Annotated in this window: 15 protein-coding genes; 12 read left to right on the plus strand and 3 right to left on the minus strand. The window is 44.1% G+C overall.

Annotation, left to right across the window (positions count from 1 at the left end; genetic code table 11):
* Positions 1 to 11 precede the first annotated feature (11 nt).
* The 3 genes from KNQ14_RS03290 (at position 12) to KNQ14_RS03300 (ending at position 5,632) form a co-directional block, all read left to right on the plus strand.
* Positions 12 to 1,244, plus strand: a complete 1,233-nt coding sequence (locus tag KNQ14_RS03290; protein ID WP_075642589.1) for a bifunctional folylpolyglutamate synthase/dihydrofolate synthase — start codon at positions 12 to 14, stop codon at positions 1,242 to 1,244.
* Positions 1,245 to 1,327: 83 nt separating this feature from the next.
* A complete protein-coding gene (locus KNQ14_RS03295; RefSeq protein ID WP_214859618.1) occupies positions 1,328 to 4,927 on the plus strand; it encodes a DUF5057 domain-containing protein in 3,600 nt (1,199 codons plus the stop codon).
* 18 nt (positions 4,928 to 4,945) lie between these two features.
* On the plus strand, positions 4,946 to 5,632 hold the full coding sequence (locus KNQ14_RS03300) for an ankyrin repeat domain-containing protein (protein ID WP_023468966.1): 687 nt from the start codon (positions 4,946 to 4,948) through the stop codon (positions 5,630 to 5,632).
* 46 nt (positions 5,633 to 5,678) lie between these two features.
* Here the strand turns inward: KNQ14_RS03300 and KNQ14_RS03305 are convergent, their stop codons facing one another.
* Genes KNQ14_RS03305 through KNQ14_RS03315 form a run of 3 tightly spaced genes read right to left on the minus strand, consistent with a single transcriptional unit; the run spans position 5,679 to position 8,379 of the window.
* Positions 5,679 to 7,250: a type II secretion system protein gene (locus KNQ14_RS03305; protein WP_023468965.1), complete on the minus strand. Its 1,572-nt coding sequence runs from the start codon at positions 7,248 to 7,250 to the stop codon at positions 5,679 to 5,681.
* A gap of 18 nt (positions 7,251 to 7,268) precedes the next feature.
* Complete coding sequence (locus KNQ14_RS03310) at positions 7,269 to 7,889, minus strand: PilW family protein (RefSeq protein WP_023468964.1); 621 nt, start codon at positions 7,887 to 7,889, stop codon at positions 7,269 to 7,271.
* Positions 7,852 to 8,379 (minus strand): type IV pilus modification PilV family protein, encoded by a 528-nt coding sequence (locus tag KNQ14_RS03315; RefSeq protein WP_023468963.1) that lies wholly within the window; start codon positions 8,377 to 8,379, stop codon positions 7,852 to 7,854. Before KNQ14_RS03315 ends, KNQ14_RS03310 begins: the two co-directional genes overlap by 38 nt.
* A 176-nt stretch (positions 8,380 to 8,555) precedes the next feature.
* On the opposite strand from KNQ14_RS03315, the gene KNQ14_RS03320 reads away from it, so the two are divergent.
* The 9 genes from KNQ14_RS03320 to KNQ14_RS03360 all read left to right on the plus strand — a co-directional run bounded on the left by KNQ14_RS03320 (position 8,556) and on the right by KNQ14_RS03360 (position 18,038).
* Positions 8,556 to 9,893, plus strand: coding sequence for a G5 domain-containing protein (locus tag KNQ14_RS03320; RefSeq protein WP_214746527.1), 1,338 nt, complete (start codon positions 8,556 to 8,558; stop codon positions 9,891 to 9,893).
* A 16-nt stretch (positions 9,894 to 9,909) separates the two neighbouring features.
* Positions 9,910 to 10,224 (plus strand): hypothetical protein, encoded by a 315-nt coding sequence (locus KNQ14_RS03325; protein ID WP_023468961.1) that lies wholly within the window; start codon positions 9,910 to 9,912, stop codon positions 10,222 to 10,224.
* Between the two features lie 8 nt (positions 10,225 to 10,232).
* Positions 10,233 to 11,897 (plus strand): GspE/PulE family protein, encoded by a 1,665-nt coding sequence (locus KNQ14_RS03330; protein ID WP_214746524.1) that lies wholly within the window; start codon positions 10,233 to 10,235, stop codon positions 11,895 to 11,897.
* 8 nt (positions 11,898 to 11,905) lie between these two features.
* Positions 11,906 to 12,940, plus strand: a complete 1,035-nt coding sequence (locus KNQ14_RS03335; RefSeq protein ID WP_200864060.1) for a type IV pilus twitching motility protein PilT — start codon at positions 11,906 to 11,908, stop codon at positions 12,938 to 12,940.
* 4 nt (positions 12,941 to 12,944) lie between these two features.
* Positions 12,945 to 14,162: a type II secretion system F family protein gene (locus tag KNQ14_RS03340; protein ID WP_214746521.1), complete on the plus strand. Its 1,218-nt coding sequence runs from the start codon at positions 12,945 to 12,947 to the stop codon at positions 14,160 to 14,162.
* A 137-nt stretch (positions 14,163 to 14,299) separates the two neighbouring features.
* Positions 14,300 to 14,770 carry a type II secretion system protein gene (locus KNQ14_RS03345; RefSeq protein WP_214746519.1) on the plus strand — a complete coding sequence of 157 codons (471 nt, stop codon included), beginning with the start codon at positions 14,300 to 14,302 and terminating at the stop codon, positions 14,768 to 14,770.
* Positions 14,771 to 14,826: 56 nt separating this feature from the next.
* The gene (locus tag KNQ14_RS03350; RefSeq protein ID WP_214746517.1) at positions 14,827 to 15,582 is read left to right on the plus strand and encodes a prepilin peptidase; all 756 of its coding nucleotides are present in this window, start codon (positions 14,827 to 14,829) and stop codon (positions 15,580 to 15,582) included.
* 18 nt (positions 15,583 to 15,600) lie between these two features.
* Positions 15,601 to 17,319, plus strand: a complete 1,719-nt coding sequence (locus KNQ14_RS03355; protein WP_214859619.1) for a type IV pilus biogenesis protein PilM — start codon at positions 15,601 to 15,603, stop codon at positions 17,317 to 17,319.
* On the plus strand, positions 17,316 to 18,038 hold the full coding sequence (locus KNQ14_RS03360) for a hypothetical protein (RefSeq protein ID WP_023468954.1): 723 nt from the start codon (positions 17,316 to 17,318) through the stop codon (positions 18,036 to 18,038). The genes KNQ14_RS03355 and KNQ14_RS03360 overlap by 4 nt, the downstream gene beginning before the upstream one ends.
* The last annotated feature ends 82 nt before the right edge of the window (positions 18,039 to 18,120 follow it).

Here is an 18,120-nt window from a genome sequence, read left to right on the forward strand (position 1 = left end):
GAGCGAACAACATGAGGACGCGAGAAGATGTATTGGATTGGTTATCGAGCTTACTAGCATTTGGCGTCAAACCAGGTCTTGAACGGATGCAGGCGATGTTACTGGAATTACAGATTGACCCGGACGCGATTCCGACGATTCATGTCGCTGGCACGAACGGGAAAGGATCGACGGTTGCGTTCTTACGTGAGATGGGAATTGCGGAAGGATTACGCATCGGGACGTTCACGTCGCCGTATATCATTCAGTTCGAGGAACGGATTATGTTGAACGGGGTACCGATCGCAGAAGATGATCTCGTCGCCGCTGCGATCGCTGTTCAAGCTGCCATCCAGCATATCGATCCGGCACTCGGTACGGTCACTGAGTTCGAGGCATTAACGGGACTTGCTTTCTATTATTTTAATCAGATTCGTCCCGATTTCGTCATTTATGAAGTCGGACTCGGTGGATTGTATGATTCGACGAACGTCTTCAAGAAGCCGGTCGCAGCGATCATCACGTCGATCGGGCACGATCATCAAGCGATTCTCGGAGATACGCTCCAAGAGATTGCTTTACAGAAGTTCGGGATCATCAAACAAGGGACACCGGTCATCGCCGGAAAACTGCAGGAAGAGCTGACGGTACCGTTAATGGCGTATTGCGGTGACCGAAATGCGACGTTGAAATGGAGTCAGGAAGCGATCATCCGTTACCGTCTGAAAGAGACAGGAACTTGGGCGACATATGATGGGATTCCGGAGACACGCTTAGGTCTCGAAGGTCATCATCAAGTCCATAATGCAGCGAACGCCGTCATTTGTGCGCGACGACTTGGATGGTCGAAAGCGGCGATCCGAAAAGGGCTACGGGAGGCAAAACATCCGGGACGGTTTGAGATCATCTCACGCAAACCACGGATCATTCTCGATGGTGCGCATAATCCGGAAGGGATCACGGCACTTGTTGAACGGTTAAAAGAGGAATCAAAACCGGTGACGTTGCTCTGTTCGATTTTACGTGACAAAGACCGGACAGCGATGCTAGCGCAGTTACGTAGCATTACACCGGATATTTACGAGACGACGTTTGATTTCCCACGAGCTCGGACGCGAGAGGAGTTGCAGCAAGAGGGCGCGAACGTAACGACGGTCAAAGCATTCTTAGGTCACTTAAGCGCAAATCGAACATATGTCGTGACGGGATCACTCTATTTCATCAGTGAAGTGCGTCAAATGTACACAAACTCTTTTACAAAATAGGGAAAATGCGATTTCGCTCGTTATAATGAAATTGGGGAAGTATAGTCCCGGATTTCAAAGACATGATGAGGAGACGATGAGCGATGAGACAGTGGGTCCGTTTGTTAGTAGCAAGCTTACTGATTTTTTCAAGCTTTACGTATATACATGAACCGCATTCAAAAGCGGCGACAGGCGAGAAGTTCAAGATTTTAGAGATTCGTGATGATTGGTCGGCGACGAACCGGATTGATCCGGGAACGACAATCACGTCGTTATCATTGTTAAAAGAGTTGAATACCAGTCAATACGAAATCAAGATGATGACGGTCAAAGAGTTGAATGCGTCTCGTTTCTCACTTGATGGTGCATTTGATGCGATCGTCTTTGATCCATCTATTTTTACAGGAACAGACCGTTATTCGATTACAGTATCTGATTCGAAATCCAAACAGCATAATACCAGTAACATCGAAAATGATATTACGAAGTTAAAAGCGAATGAAATTTTGAAGAATTACATTCAAAAAGGATTACCAGTCTTTTTACACGCTGATGTGTTAACACATGCAACGAGTAATTTCACTTCGATTTTTAAGCCAAGCATGACGTCTGGTGCTGCGATTGCCTATACGGATTCAAAACAGGTCGTCTCCCGATTACAATCCGAAAAAATTGAACGACCTCGTTTAAGCAAAGTAGCGGTTTCGCAGGCTGGTCAATCGTTAACATCGGTGGATAAAGCAGCACCGGCTTCACCAGATAAACCAATTGATTTTAATTTTACGCTTGATCAAACTACGGCTAATACACGCGTTCAATTGTATATTGATTTCAATAGTAATGACCAGTTTGAGGAATCCGAAAAGGTCGATGAAAAACCAGCGACGATTTCTGGCTCCTTGTCCTATCAATTTGATGCACCGAGTTATACAGGACCACGGAACTGGATGATTAAAGTCGTAAGTGAAGATGGACTTTCGGATTATAAGATCGGTAGCTTCTTAATGAAGGATCAGGTAGCCCAAGCGAAGATTTTACAAGTCACGCGTTCGGGATCAACCGGCTCTATTAATGGATTCATGTCGGGTACATTGTTGAAACAAGACGGATTATATGACTTTAATGTCGAAGTATTATCTGCAACAACATTCAACTCGGACTTTCAAAAGAAAAATTTAAATACAAATTATGACATGTTGATTTTCGGGTTTCAAGATTCATATGGTGCTGCTGCACTAAGCGATCCTGCATCGAATGCAATCCTTGATTTTACGAATACTGGTCAAGGATTGATGTTGACACACGACACGATTTTCAGACCAGCTCAAACCGATAAACCTGAATTATTCTGGGAAACGAAATTTGTTGATCTTGCTGGTCAAAAGAACTTTACGAATATGGGATACGGGGCGCAACGACCATCAGGGCAGGCAGTCAAACAAAATGCCGGAGTCATGACTTCTTATCCATTTGCTTTGGCAGATACAGTAGCGATAGCAACGACCCACAATCAATACTTCGGCTTGGATCTTGAGCAACCGGACCTTATTCCGTGGTATAACATCCGTGAAAAAGATCTGAATACCTCGAACCAGGCTGCAGGTCGAACGATTGGGGACGCACGCAACCACTACTATATGTACACAAAAGGGAACGTTACGTATTCTGGAGCAGGACACACAACAAAATTTGATCAACAACAAGAAAAAGAATTGTTCTCGAATACGATGTATCGTGCTTTCATCGGTGCGAACCACAAGCCATTAATCAAGAATATCTTGCCAACGGACAAATCGAGCTATCTTGAGAATGAGCCGTTGACGATCTCGTATCAAGTCAACGACTATGATCTGCAAGACCGTGAGCTAAAGACACGGATCTATATTGATAATGAGAAAGTCTTTGAAAACAATAAGTTGAAGAATAACTCGTTCGTCAGTCAATCCTTCGAATCAAAATTAAAAGGTAAAACAAGTGTTACGATTCGAATCGAAGCAGAGGATCAGCGGGGAGCTAAGGCAATCGAGACACGGACCGTTCAAGTTGTTCGACCTGCTGTTTCTGCTCCTTTCGTATTATCTCGTTCTATTGATCCGGCTACTATTCCTAATGGTGAGACGGCTGAAATTTCATATACCATTAAAACAACACCTATGAAGCAACAAGAAGCTATTGGGGAGAATGGCTATATCAAAGGGAAATTTTCTGTGACGATGGAAAATATACTGTTCAATGAAAAATTACCGAGTAATTTAGAAGTGGTTTCAACTAGTGGGTTAAAGGATGCTATTATTTCTGGACAGTCTATAAAAGGCTACGCACCAAACATTGAATACGATGAAGCACTTGATGGCATTTACCAAGGGCAGTGGGTAGCTAAACAATCAGAAATAACATTTAAAGTAAAAGTAAAAGCTAAAGAATCTGCGGGCATTTACACGCTCGATAAAAAAGATAATGTGCTAACATCAACTAAAAATGTCTATAAAAATGAAACAAATCGTTCAGATAAACTAACGACAGTAAATAATGATCCACAAGCATTTCCGACACTTGGCTACGCATTGACACCGGCATTTGCGACAAGTGCGAAGATTCCATCCGTCAAGATGGATATCACGACACCATCGTATAAAGTCTTGCCAGAAATTAATCCGACAGGTAGCCAATACGGAACGTTGAAATGGTCGATCGTCGATCCGACGATTGCCTCAATCGATGAAGCAGGAGTCATTAAACCGAAAAAAGTCGGTACGACACAAATCAAATTAGTCGTTCCTGTAGGTAATGGAAAAGAACTCACGACGACATCTGATCTCGTGATCAATGATGTATTTGGTGGACTGATTGTAAGAAACGTACCGGATACACTGTACGTTGGTGAAACGAAATCCATGACGGGACTCGCTTCGATGATTTCAGGAAACGAGACACCGATTCAATGGATCATCACGAATGATTCGCATGTCAAAACGAATGGTTTATCGAAAAACACATTAGATTTGACCGGGAAAACACCTGGAACGATCACAGTTAAAGCTGTCGTTCCGGCAGAAGCAGGAAGTTCGACATACCTTGCCCAGTCTACGACCTATACAATTCAAGTGAAGCTACCGGAACTTTCGGTCGCCCCAAGTAATCTTGAACTCTGGGTCGGATCAACACAAGATGTGACGGCAACATTCAAACCGAATTACCCGTTATCATTTACGACGTCTACGTTGAGTAGTGCGATTGAACTGATACCAACAGCGAACGGTTATACGATTACAGGTAAGACCGGTACTCCAAATGGAGCTGTCGAAGCATTACTCACGTTGACGGATTTCCCAGATACGGTAGCAAAGACACTCGTTCGAGTCCGTGAGAACCCGACCAGCGTAACAGCTGATGATTTAATCATGACGATGAAGGATGAAAACAAACGACCACTCTTAGGGTGGTTCCCGGAAACGACGACTGAACGATTTTACCGGATGGAAGTGACGCAAGGGAAAGAGTACGTCAAAATCGATCCGACGGGCCAAGCGTTGCAACCGTTACGTCCTGGTGTGGCTCGCATTAAAGTCACTGTGCTAAAAGAAAATAAAGATGTGTTGGAAGTCTTGAAAAATGATAAGAAAACACCTTTGAGTACAACATTCAAGGTGACGATTGGTTCAGATTCAGGATCAACCGACTTGGATGGAGATGTATATTAAAAAGTGGGGAAGTTGGATATGAAACGAAAACGCATCGTTGTCATCCTTTTGATCGTGATTTTGACTGGAGTCGGAGTTACAAGTTACGTCATTCAATCGAATCGAAAAACTGAACTAGAACAGGCGTTACGTTCAGAAAAGCCTATGGAATTAGCATCCGCGTTAAAAAGTTCAGACATGTCTACATCGGAAAAAAATCGTTATATTGGTCGTTTTCAAGAGACGCTTGCATTTGAAAAGGCTGAATTGCTATTAGATTCTAAGACATCTCAAAATCAAATGAATTGGTTTTATGCGGCGCAGTTTGCTCCTCGGGATACAGTGGCTACTTGGCTAAAAAAGGGAGCAAAAGTGAATCAGTTAAATCAGAAGAAACAATCTGTTCTTCATGTGGCAACAAGTGTGAATCGTTCCAGTGATGCGTATGCTTTACTCGTCAAGCGCGCAACGTCTAAAGATTTAAATCGAATCGATGCGTACGGTCATACCCCTTTGTTTTATGCCACACTTGATCAAAATGAGACAGTCATCGAGTTACTTTTAGGGGCTGGTGCCAATCCGAACTTAGGAAAAGAACGTCCGATCTATGAGACAGTCAAACAAAATCGAAAAGATTTATTTGAATTGTTGAAACAGCACAAGGCAAAGGTAGAAACGAAACAAGTAAAGAAGATTGCAAAAATGTATCGTGCTACGACATTCTAAGCAATAACGAAGAGCCCCTCATCGAGTTGATGAGGGGCTCTTCTGATTACTGTTGAATACGTTTTGGTGTTTCGACATACATTTGGACAGAACGATTTAAAGGTAATAAGGAAGTTGGATTTTTCAAAACGGTTGCATCATAGGCCATGCGTAATCGAGAAGCCTCAGCATCCGCAGATTTATTGGCAATCATGAGTCGTTCTAAATCCCTCACATTGGCAGGGAACTGATTCTCTGCTAAATCGAGTTTTCCACGATAGGCGTTTACTTCTAGTTTCCCTTTCGTAAAGATGCCACCACGTACGTTCATCGTCGACCCGACAGAGTAGATCGTATTGATTTGATCGTCATCGCTGTAAAGGAAAGCATTTAAGTCAGGCGTAGTCGTTCGGGGTGTTGAAAATTTATTCACCCGGTTGATGACGAGTGTTCCTTTACTGAGTAGAATTAACGTGTTTTGTTTCGTTGAGGAAGTGAGACCTTGAATATTCGCATCATCGAGACGACTTGTACCTGTCGTATAAATCGTTGTCGCAAAACCGACATTCCCTCGAACGAGGAGGTTACCTAGGACGACAAGCGGCCGTTTGATTTCTAACGGCTGATCAACGGAATTCAGTGAAGAAATTGTCAGATTCCCATTGATGATCAAAGGCTCGAGCGTCTCTTGTACTAAATCATCCGTCAATGTGATCGTATTATTTGTGTTCGGTGCCGGGCTAATCATCTGTCGTTTCGTATCAAGTGCCGTCAGAAACGGACCTGTTAAGACCGATTTTGGAATAGCCGAGTCCTTTAAGGAGGTAGTAATTTGTGTAATCGGTGTATTCACCGGCAGCTTTAAAAAGTCATTCAAAGCGTAGTTGAAGTCGAATGGAACAAGCGCCTCTTTCGTTGAGACGAGGTCCGTTGATCCTTTTGGATCAAAAATGCTACGGTCACAAGATAAATAATCTTCACATTGCAGCAAAGGTAGATTTTTTTCTTGGAACACCCGAATTTGACCAGCGACATAAGGAAGTGCTTGTGTATTTGTGAACGTCCCATTTTCATTATTGTATTTAAAATAAGGAGTAGCGGTTGCTTTTAAAGGATTTCGCGAGAAGATATTACCTTCGATGAAGGGCGCACCTTTGATAATGACTTGGTTATCCGAACCAAGCGTATAGTACAAGAAGCTTGGAATAGCAGACAGATACACGCGTTGGCGATATGTCTTGCGAATCACAGGCTGATCACCCTTTTGTTTCTCGACTGTTGCGGTTAAATCTAATGCTTTAACTCGGATATTCGAGGCGGTCTCGTTTACTTCGACCGAGACACTCGGGACGATGGATTTTAAAGGTAAGATAATTGAGCTATTCAAATTACTGAATAGTGCTTGTGAAGATGTCGTAGGTGAAGTGCCCGTCGTCTTGACGACGATTTGCTGTAATGCAGCAACGGCTTGATCCAAATCATTTTGAGTGGATGTCTCGACATCTATATCCGTTTCACGGATTTCAGTTAATCGTGTGGACTGTAGACTGATACCAATCGTGGCTATGGCAAGAACGGAAAGTACCGTTAGCGTGACGAGTACGAATAATAAGGTGTAGCCTTGTTCAGATTTACGCATGATTAGTTCCTTTCTGAATTAAAATCCAATCGTACTCGTGAAGGTCTGTACTTCTTCTTGATCAGTTGACTGGATTCGAGTCGTGATGGTCAAAATACCATGGATGACATAACGACCAGGATACGTACTTCCAGTGATCGTTTGATATTCAGGACTAGATAATGTGAAGGTTTGAAAAAGTTCGGATTGCTCATCGATTGATTGTGGCTCTGACGTATAGACGAGTTTATCGCCTTGTTGCTGTTCGGTCAGGAATGTATATGTAACAGGCTTCACGGTAGAGGCGGATGCTGAAGCTTCTTCTGTTGCATTGAACGGTTGAAATCCACTAGCTCGTTCAAGTAATCCCGTCTCATTGTTTAGCGTAGGCAACGTTCTTTTATAAAAAGAGAGTGTTTTAGATTCATCGATGCGAATCGCATCAAAGCCACTGACCTCATTTAAAATGATACCGATCCGACTATCCGCTTCACTACGTAATTCACTAATGATACCAGTTGCTCGAAAACTTTTCGTTCCGGAAATGAATACCGTCAAGATGACAGCACTGAAAATAGAAGCAACGACGATTGAGACAAGTAGTTCGACGAGTGTGAATCCTTCACTTTGTTGTTGGAAAACTTTGGTTGAGCGTCGCATTCGTAATCGATCCTTTCAAAGTCGTAATCGGTTCAGTCGTTCCTTCTACATACACGTATACATAAAGATCGAGTAGATTCGGATTCACTTCACCTTCCATTTTATGAGGTGTCACACTGTACTTCACATCAAATGAAATATTGTTGATTTCAGGATCAGTAAAAATTGACGTACAAATAGCCGATACACCACAAGAAGGAGTGGCGGGTTCTGGAATCACATAATTTCCATTCAGATAAACGGCCTTCAGTGCTTCTTGAGATAATGAAACAAAAGAAAAGGCTTCATTCGTTGTCGCTTCAATCGCTTCTCGCTTTATGTAAGAAGTAGCATTTTTAGCTAAATAGTTCGCAAACGTCAATTCCGTGCTAGTGCGTGATGCTGAAAGAGATTGCGAAAAGATACTGATCAATGAGACAGAGATAATCGACAGAATCGTAATACTGACAAGGACCTCGATTAATGAAAATCCATCTTGTTTGTGTTGCATATGCTCACCTCTTCATTTCTATCGGAAAAAACATCAATTGGATGAAGTTCAAAAACCTACAGACATTCACAGTTAGAGAAAAGAATTGTCAGGATAGACTTATGTTTCATCATGATATTCATTATAATGGAAATACTAGGCACCTGAAATGATTAATTCATACAGAAAGGAAACAGATGATGCTCAATACAAAGCGTTTTGCTGTACATACACTTTTACTCGTCTTACTCGTGGTTTTGATTTATGTGCCATCTTTCGCCTTAATTTCCTTTACCGGAAAGGCGACTGAACAGACGACTTTTTCTGAAACGGCTAAAGTTGGATCTGTTCCTGTAAGCGGGATGAGTCGTAAAGAAGCTGAATCCGCAGTCCAAAAAGCGATTACGGAATGGTCCAAAAAAACACCGTTGACGACGGGTACAGGAGAAGAAACGTTACCGGTACCAACTGAATTGGTGACATTTGATTCTGAGGAATCTGTTAAAAAAGCGTCTCTGAAAACGGGAGGAGACTTAATTCTCTCAATCGATGACGAAATGCTACAAAGTTTTCTATCTACGCAACCTGTCAGCTATTCACAAGAACAAACGGAAGCGTTTAAAACATGGTTAACGAATACAAGCAAGACATTAGCTGAAGGGAATTTTGATCCTTCACAAACATCAGAGTCGTCTGCTGAAGGTGAGGTCGTATCAAGTATCACGTTTTCAACACGTTCAGCAGCAGAAGAACAGATGATTACAGGCATGGCAAACGTCGAAATCAAGCCAGATCAATTAATGAATGTGAAAACGTATGGTATGGATCCAATCGCTGCTTCTTACGTTGGAAGTAAATTATACGAATTGTTCGCAAAAACACCATTTGAAATCGTGGAACGCATGCCACATGCGACACTCCCAGATGATATTACACTAGGTTACGATGTCAAAATTGACGAAAAAACAGATTTTGCTGTTCGAAATACGCAAGCATCGGTGTATCGCCTCGTCGCTACGCAAGAGGGAAGCGACGTAACGATTGAACTGCGCGGAGCCCCAATAAAAGAAGCAGTGACTGTTGTGATGGAAGGAGAAAAGACAATCCCATTTAGAACCATTACTCGTTACTCAGCTACGCTTTCAGCCGGGACGACAAACGATACACAAGCCGGTGAAGAGGGAAAATCGATTGAAGTCTACCGTGTAATGAAAACAGCTAAAGGCGAAAAGAAAAAGCTACTTTCCTTAGATTTTTATGCGGCGGTCCCAGCTGTCATTACAAAGAGTAGTCAAGAAGAACAAGCGCCTATCGTGGTTCCACCAACCGAAGAAACACCATCTGAGGACGGAACGGATTCTGAAACGCCGGATGAATCGAACCCTGAGGATTCGCAAACGGACGGTACGGTCGAAACGCCAGATTCTCCTACTTCACCGGACAGCCCAGATTCACCAACGGTACCAGACGAGGACAATCAAGGGGATCCGGCTTCACCAGTAGACGATGAATCGACAGGTAAAGCGGTCGGTTAAACGAGGAGGGAAGAGTATGAATTGGACGACGATTGCAATTGAGCTTGGAATTATCATCGGACTTGCGACAATCATTTGTGGATTGATGTTTGCGGTGACGATTCCATATGTAACCTCGATTCAGGCGAAGTCAGTATTATCCATCGCAGCGATTATCATGGTGACACTGATCTATTTTAGTGTTCAGTTGGATTGGATTAGTAATCCCTTTGTAGCGATCGGGATGGTATTACTGTGTGTCGTAACGGGAGGCGTTACGAGTCTGATTGATGAAAAGAAACAAAAGCGAACTGTAATGATTGAAGACGAATCATGGCATGCGGAAGGATGACGGACTAAATGGCGATGAAGCGAAAACGACTCGGTGAAATGTTAATCGAAGAGAGCTTAGTGACAGAGAGTCAAATCGATGAAGCACTTTCTGTAAAACGACCAACTGAAAAATTGGGTGACGCGTTACTCCGCCTCGGTCATTTGACGGAACAACAGTTACTAGAAGCGCTCCATCATCAATTAAAGATTCCGATCATTCAACTGTATAATTATCCAGTCGATGTTGCGGTAACGAAATTGATTTCAAAAGAATTAGCACAGCGACATACGTTAGTTCCGGTCTACCGTGAAGGGAATCGTTTATTTATTGCCATGGCGGATCCGATGGACTTGATCGCAATCGATGATTTACGGATGCAGACGGGTCTAGTGATTGACGTAGGTATTGCGACACGGGACGAAATCAGACGAACGATCTTGAAGTATTATGATATCGATTCATCGTTGCGCGATTTGTTGGAGTCAGATGATATGACGGAGATGGAACAGTCGCGCGACGTGGTGACACGTGAAGATGCGCCAATCATTCGTCTCGTTAATCAAATCTTAGAAAATGCGATTGCGCAACGGGCATCCGATATTCATATGGATCCACAGGAAACATCGATGACGATTCGAATTCGAATCGATGGAGAACTTCGAACGGAAAATAATTATCCGAAGCAGATTCAAAGTATTTTAACAACACGAATCAAGGTCATGAGTGAGCTTGATATTACAGAATCTCGTTTACCGCAAGATGGACGAATCAAATATGTGTTTAATGGACTAGCTTACGACTTCCGTGTTTCTACACTACCTACCGTATACGGGGAAAAAGTCGTTATTCGAATTTTGGACAGTTCCAACTCAAATATTTCTATCTCTAAAATTGGTTTCAGCTCACGGAATGAAACACAGTTCCGAGAAATGTTAAAACGACCGAACGGTATCATTTTGATTACCGGGCCAACCGGTTCAGGGAAATCATCGACATTGTATGCAGCCTTAAATGAGTTGAATGACGAGTCACGCAATATCATCACCGTCGAAGATCCAGTTGAGTACCAGGTCGATGGCATCAATCAGGTCCAAGTGAATGCGAAGATCGGTTTGACGTTTGCGAGTGGTCTTCGATCGATTCTCCGTCAGGATCCGAACGTCGTCATGGTCGGTGAGATTCGCGATATTGAAACAGCAGAAATATCGATCCGTGCTTCTTTGACAGGACACTTAGTTCTATCCACGCTCCATACGAACTCAGCAGTTAGTTCAATTACACGATTAATCGATATGGGCGTTGAATCGTTTCTCGTTGCAGCTTCGCTTAGTGGGTTGATCGCACAACGACTCGTCCGCCGTGTTTGTCGGGACTGCGGAGAAGTCCATCCACTCTCAACGCGGGAACAGGAGCTGTTTGATCAAGAAGGAATCGAGGCGACGACTGTCATGCGAGGGCGTGGCTGCTCATCTTGTAATATGACCGGATATCGAGGTCGTGTCGCGATTCAGGAAGTCATCATGATTGACGAAGTCTTACGGCGCATGATCATGAACCAGTCGACGGAAAGTGACATCACAGCGTACGTTAAATCGCAAGGACAACGTTTCCTTCTAGCTGATGGTCTATCGAAAGTAGCTGACGGTATCACGACGACAGAAGAAATTTTACGGACGGTGATTTCAGAATGAATCAAACGATGGAACGTGCCCAAATCGAAGATATTCTTCGTTCCTCGAAGGAACGAGGGGCATCCGATGTTCATTTGACTGCCGGATCCCCTCCTGTGTTTCGGATCAATGGAACACTGACACCATATGGATCTGAGAAGATGAAACCAGTCATCATTGACGGGTTCGTTCGTTCGTTGATCACGGAAGACATGTATCAGCAACTGAAGCAGGATCGAGATATTGATTTTTCGTTTGGTGTGACAGGTGTAGCGCGATATCGGGTCAATTGTTTTTACCAGCGAGGTGCATTATCGATGGCCTTTCGAACGATCCCGACAGAAGTGCCTTCGCTTGAACAGTTAGGACTTCCTCCAGTCATCAAACGATTTTTGACGAAGCCACATGGTCTCATCCTTGTCACGGGTCCAACAGGTTCCGGGAAGTCGACGACGCTTGCTGCGATGATCAACGAAATCAATCAGACGATGTATAAACGGATCATCACACTGGAAGACCCGATTGAATACTTACATAGTCATCGAAAGAGCTTAATTGATCAACGGGAGATTGGAATTGATGCGCCACGTTTTTCGACAGGATTGCGCTCAGCGCTTCGCCAAGATCCGGATGTGATTTTACTGGGAGAAATGCGCGACCTTGAGACGATTGCTACCGCGGTAACGGCTGCTGAAACCGGTCATCTTGTCTTTGCGACGGTGCACACGGCAACAGCAGCTTCAACGGTCAGTCGCATCATCGATGTATTTCCGTCGGAGCAACAAGATCAGATTCGGGCACAGCTAGCGAACGTCCTAGCGGGTGTCATCTCACAACGACTCATGCCACGATCGGATGGGACAGGACGTGTCGCTGCCTTAGAAATCATGGTTGATACACCAGCTGTCTCCAACTTGATTCGGACAGGTAAGGAATATCAGATTCAATCCGTCTTACAGACGGGTAAACAATATGGCATGCAAACGATGCAGATGGCCTTACAGGATTTGGTCAGTCGCGGTTTGATCCCGGCATCTGCTGCAACACCATACATATCGGGGTGAAGGGATGGCAGTATTCATTTACGAAGGTCGAACGATGGCCGGAAAACGAAAGAAGGGCAAGATTACTGCGCTGACGAAGCGCGAGGCAGCAGAACGGCTTCGGACGGATCAAATCGCCGTAACATTGCTTGAGAAACAAGAATCAAAAGGGTTAAATACCGAGATTACGTTTTTAAGTGCTAAACCGAAAATCGAGCATCTTGTCATGTACGCGCGTCAGTTTGCGACGCTCGTTCGATCCGGTGTTTCGATTGTTAGGGCAACCGAAATTTTACGTAAACAAACAGAATCAAAACCACTCGAGCGAGCGCTTGTCGAGGTGGAAGATGATTTGCGTAGTGGGATTCAGTTTTCCCAGGCAATCGAAAAGCATCCTCGTGTATTTGATACGTTTTTCGTTAGTATGGCGATGGCGGGGGAAGCGAGTGGTAATCTCGAAGAGGCGTTAGATAACATCGTGACACAGCTGCAAAAACAATATGAGATCAAACGAAAAGTCATCTCCGCTTTAATCTATCCGGCGGTCGTCTCAATTGTCGCGATCGGCGTCGTGGTCTTCCTAATGATGAATGTCGTGCCGACTTTTGCCTCAATTTTTGATCAATTAGGTAGTGAGTTGCCTTTGATTACGAAACTCGTCGTCGCTGTCTCCGACTTTTTTGTCGCCTATTGGTGGGTATTACTATTAATTGCGTTTGGTTTGATCGGACTGTTGTATTTTAACCTCAAGAATGAGCGACAGCGTCTCTTTTTTGACCGTTTCTTGTTAATGATTCCAGTCTTCGGACCGCTGATTCAAAAATCACAAATCGCGCTGATGACACGTGGTCTATCTGTATTGCTCAATGCGTCAGTACCAATTTTAGCTTCACTTGATATTACTGAACGAATCGTTACGAATCGGATCATTCGTAAAGGGATTGCTGGTGCGAACGAAGCGATGTCGCGCGGTATTCCGATGCACGAACCTTTGGAGCGAAATAAATATTTCCCGCCCCTTGTCACACAGATGATTGCTATTGGGGAAGAGTCAGGTCGGCTCGATTCGATGTTGACGGAAGTCGCGAACTTCTACGAAACCGAAGTGGAAACGACGACGGATCGTTTGAAATCGATCATCGAACCATTGTTGATTGTTGTTTTAGCCGCAATCGTTGGTGTCATCGTCATCGCTGTCGTCGTACCGATGTTTAAGATTTACTCCGACATTCAGGCAGGTTGACAATTGTAAAAACATTTACCTGTTGTTAAAAAAAGACATAAACTACAAAAAATGTGGTGCTACTATAATAGTATTCGTTTGGATAGTAAGTCTTACTAACCAAGAACAGTAAAAAAGCACTAGGGAGGCATAATGAAATGATCGAACGGTTAAAAGAAATCTGGTTAGATGCAAAACAAATGCGCGATGAGCGCGGACTGACATTGATCGAGTTACTTGTCGTCGTCGTTATCTTAGGTATCATCGCAGCAATCGCTGTCGTCGCAATCGGTGGATTGATTGAGAACTCACGTAAAGATGCAGTTGTTTCGGATGCGAAGCAATTGGTATCTGCTGCGAAGTTATATACTTCTTCGAATCCGATCAAAGCAGGAGAAACGGTTGTAATGGGGATTGAGAAAGCTGGAAAGAAATTTGCTACAACTGACGGTGTAGTGCTCGATAAATATATCGATAGCATGGAGGACCCATTCGATTCTCCTAAACCATATAAAGATGCATTTGTATCTGTAACAGAAACTGGTGGGAAGTATACTTACTCTGTAACCCTTAAAGGTGAGGAAGATTACTTTGCAAATAAAGGTCCATCTGAACTAAAACGTTGGTAATCGTCCCCCCTCCTCGGGGGTTTTTTTCTGAACTTTTTTGAAAGGGAGGTCGTGTCATGACGATCGTCTTCACGGTATATTTTTTCTTGTTAGGTTTGTTGATCACATCGTTTACGAATGTCGTCGGTTTGCGTGTTCCGGTCGGGGAGTCGATCGTTCATCCACGTTCCCATTGTCCGACCTGTGGACATGTGCTTGGACCGCTCGAACTGACGCCAGTACTCGGATATGTAGTACTCGGTGGGAAATGTCGTTCCTGTGGACAGGCGATTTCAATCAAGTATCCAGCGCTTGAACTACTCGGTGGAATGCTCTATGCGTATGCCTTTTGGCAGTTCGGTTGGTCGATGGAATTTGCGTTGACACTCACTCTAACTAGTCTCTTGTTTATTCTTACGATGTCTGATCTTGCCTATATGCTCATACCGAATAAAATTTTACTGTTCTTTTTACCAATTGCCTTGATTGTGCGCTACCTTTCTCCACTTGAAAACTGGTATAATCCAATTATTGGAGGAATTGTCGGATTCGTTCTATTGTTCGTCATTTTTCTTGCATCACGACGCGGTATGGGAGCGGGAGATGTCAAGCTCTTCGGTTTACTCGGGATTTTCCTTGGACCGCTTCACGTCGTCATCGCGTTGTTTGTTTCAGCATTTGTTGGTTCAGTGATCGGGCTGACGCTACTCGGAACGGGACGCGTCAGACGAAAACAACCGATACCATTCGTTCCCTCCATTGCGATCGGGACATTACTTACATATTATTTTGCGGATGATTGGGTGTCGTGGTACCTCGATTTACTGCTTTAAGAAAGGAAGAACGTACATATGACGCAACGGCGTAAAGGTACATATGTTTATTTTAATTTTACGGACGTCGCTATTTTTGGTGCGGTTGTCAAAAAAGGGGTCTTGAAACGACGTGCTGTCGTATCTCTTCCAGCAGGTACGTTACAGGGTGGATGGCTTCAACCGGAAGCGTCGCTCGATCTGATTTTTGATAGTCTATTGACGAAGTTGAAAGTTCCTCGCGGATCTAAAGCCGTTCTTGCGCTGGATGGTTCACTCGTCCTTGCGCGGAAACTCGATATTCCGGAGACGATTGCGACGAATCAGATCCGGGGTTATCTATTCATGGAGATTGGTCATAGCATTGTCCTTCCTTTTGAAGAACCATACTTCGACTACACTGTCCTTGAAGACGGTGAAAAGCGTGAAATCATGCTGTATGCGGCACCGAACGAAGCACTGAAACAATATACGCAATTGTTTAAACAAAAGCATCTTCGATTAGTGGCAGCGGAACCGCAACCACTGTCTACCTACTTCGGTCTTGAAGCGCATTATCCAGCAGCAGATACCGATACGCTACTGATTTGGAATGCAAACGCAACGAACCATCAATTGATTATCATCGAAGACCGTGTACCACGCCTGATTCGCTCAGTGGATACGTTTTCGGCAGATGCTTGGGATGTAGACGTGATCGAGGATCAATTGCATTATCGCTATCGATCGGATGATCAGACAGTTGAACTCGTCTTGGATGAAATGCTGTTAGAATTTTCGCGTGTGCTAGACTTTTACCGTTTCTCGCTCGCTCGAGAAAGCCGCGAAATCAAGACAGTTGTCCTTGCGGGAGACTTCCCGTTTCGAGATGAATTAGCGACACGATTCCGAACGAACTTTGATCTTCAGTTAGATGAAGTACCGGACATGATGACAATCGATAGTCAATCGGTTCCACGCATTTACTTACCGATCGTTGGTCTAGCCACTGCGCGACCAGATCGAATCAACCTTTTACCGGAAAGTGACGAGGCACCGAAATATCCGCTTGTCGCTTCGCTGATTTTATTATTATTTGGTGGATTGATTGGTGGTTATTTATATTGGCAAACGGATCAGTTCGCTAACCGAGTGGAATCCGTAGACGATCAGATTCAAATCGTCCGACAATTACAATCCGAATCCGATCAGTCGTCTAAACAAGAAGTCGTTCAATTGAAACAGACGGTCGAGTCGCTAGAAGAAGCACCTAAGCCAGCTGTTCCAACACTTGAGCGGATCACACGTTACTTACCGGAACGCGGGTACATTCTTCAGTACGCATATGGAGCGGATGATACCGTTGCTATGACGGCTCAGTTTGAGACACTCGATGAGCTGAATGATTTTTACCGAGAGTTGCTGACCGATAAAGTGTTCTCCGGTACGACGCTGGCAAGCGTGACGACAAAAACGATGAATGAAAAAACGGATGTCGTGACAACGACAACGGTTGATCCGGCGACCGGTCAAGAGATTCCAACGACGGAAATTACTCCGAATGATGACACGAAGACAGAAGAACCGCGATATATCGGTCAGTTTTCTATGAATGTCAATCCTGAGGAGGTTGTTAAGGGAGAGACCAATGAGGCAGACCTGGCAGTACCGAAAGAAGATAAGCCATCTGAGCCAGAAATTGAAGGGGACGGTCAAACACCGGATGATCCTTCGGGAGAAGTCATCTCGACAGAAGTTGAGGAGGTGCCTGAAAATTGAAGCGATATAGTAGCTACCTCCTTCTCTTTTTATCAATCCTCATCGTTTTAGGTGGCATTGGGTATTTTGGATATACGACGTATATGACACATCAAACCTTGCAACAAAAAGAAGCGACACTCAAGCGAGAACAAATGGCGTTAGAGCAAGCAAAAGCAAATGAGCAAAAAGTGGACGTGGCAGAATCGAGTTTCCTACAGCAAAAAGTTCCGGTGACGGCATCGAATGATGATGTCATCGATGCGATCAACGCAGCAAGTCAGATTGCTGGAGTAAAAGTGCAGTCGATTACTTTCGGTCAATCGACAGAGACGACACCACAATCTCCCGTAACGTCAACACCAGCTGTTGATGGAGCGATGGCGACCGAATCGGATCAAGCGACAACGCCTACAGCGACTACTCCCGCAGCAAATGCGACACCGTTACCAGCTTCCTTGACGATTGAAGCGCCGTCATATCTTGAACTGATGGCCTTCTTGAAACAAATTGAGCGAACAGATCGCATTACGATTCTTCGCCAGATTCAGTTGACTGGTCCAGAAGAACAAGGACCTGGCGGTGGCGCAATTCAATTGGAAAACGAAATGCTATCTTTCACAGTCGAAATCGAATCGTATTACCGTCCGGATTTAACGAAGTTGACGCCTGATAAACAGACGCCGCTTAAAGAAAAAACACCAAAGTCAGATCCATTTGTCGATGTGACAGGAAATTAAGATGAGTTTGGCGGTTCCTACTCTGTTAGGGACCGCTTATTTTTTGTTAGACTAAACGATGACTCGAATTATCCGATTCGAA

The sequence above is a fragment of the Exiguobacterium sp. s161 genome (genome assembly GCF_018619045.1).
Classification (GTDB): Bacteria; Bacillota; Bacilli; order Exiguobacteriales; family Exiguobacteriaceae; genus Exiguobacterium_A; species Exiguobacterium_A indicum.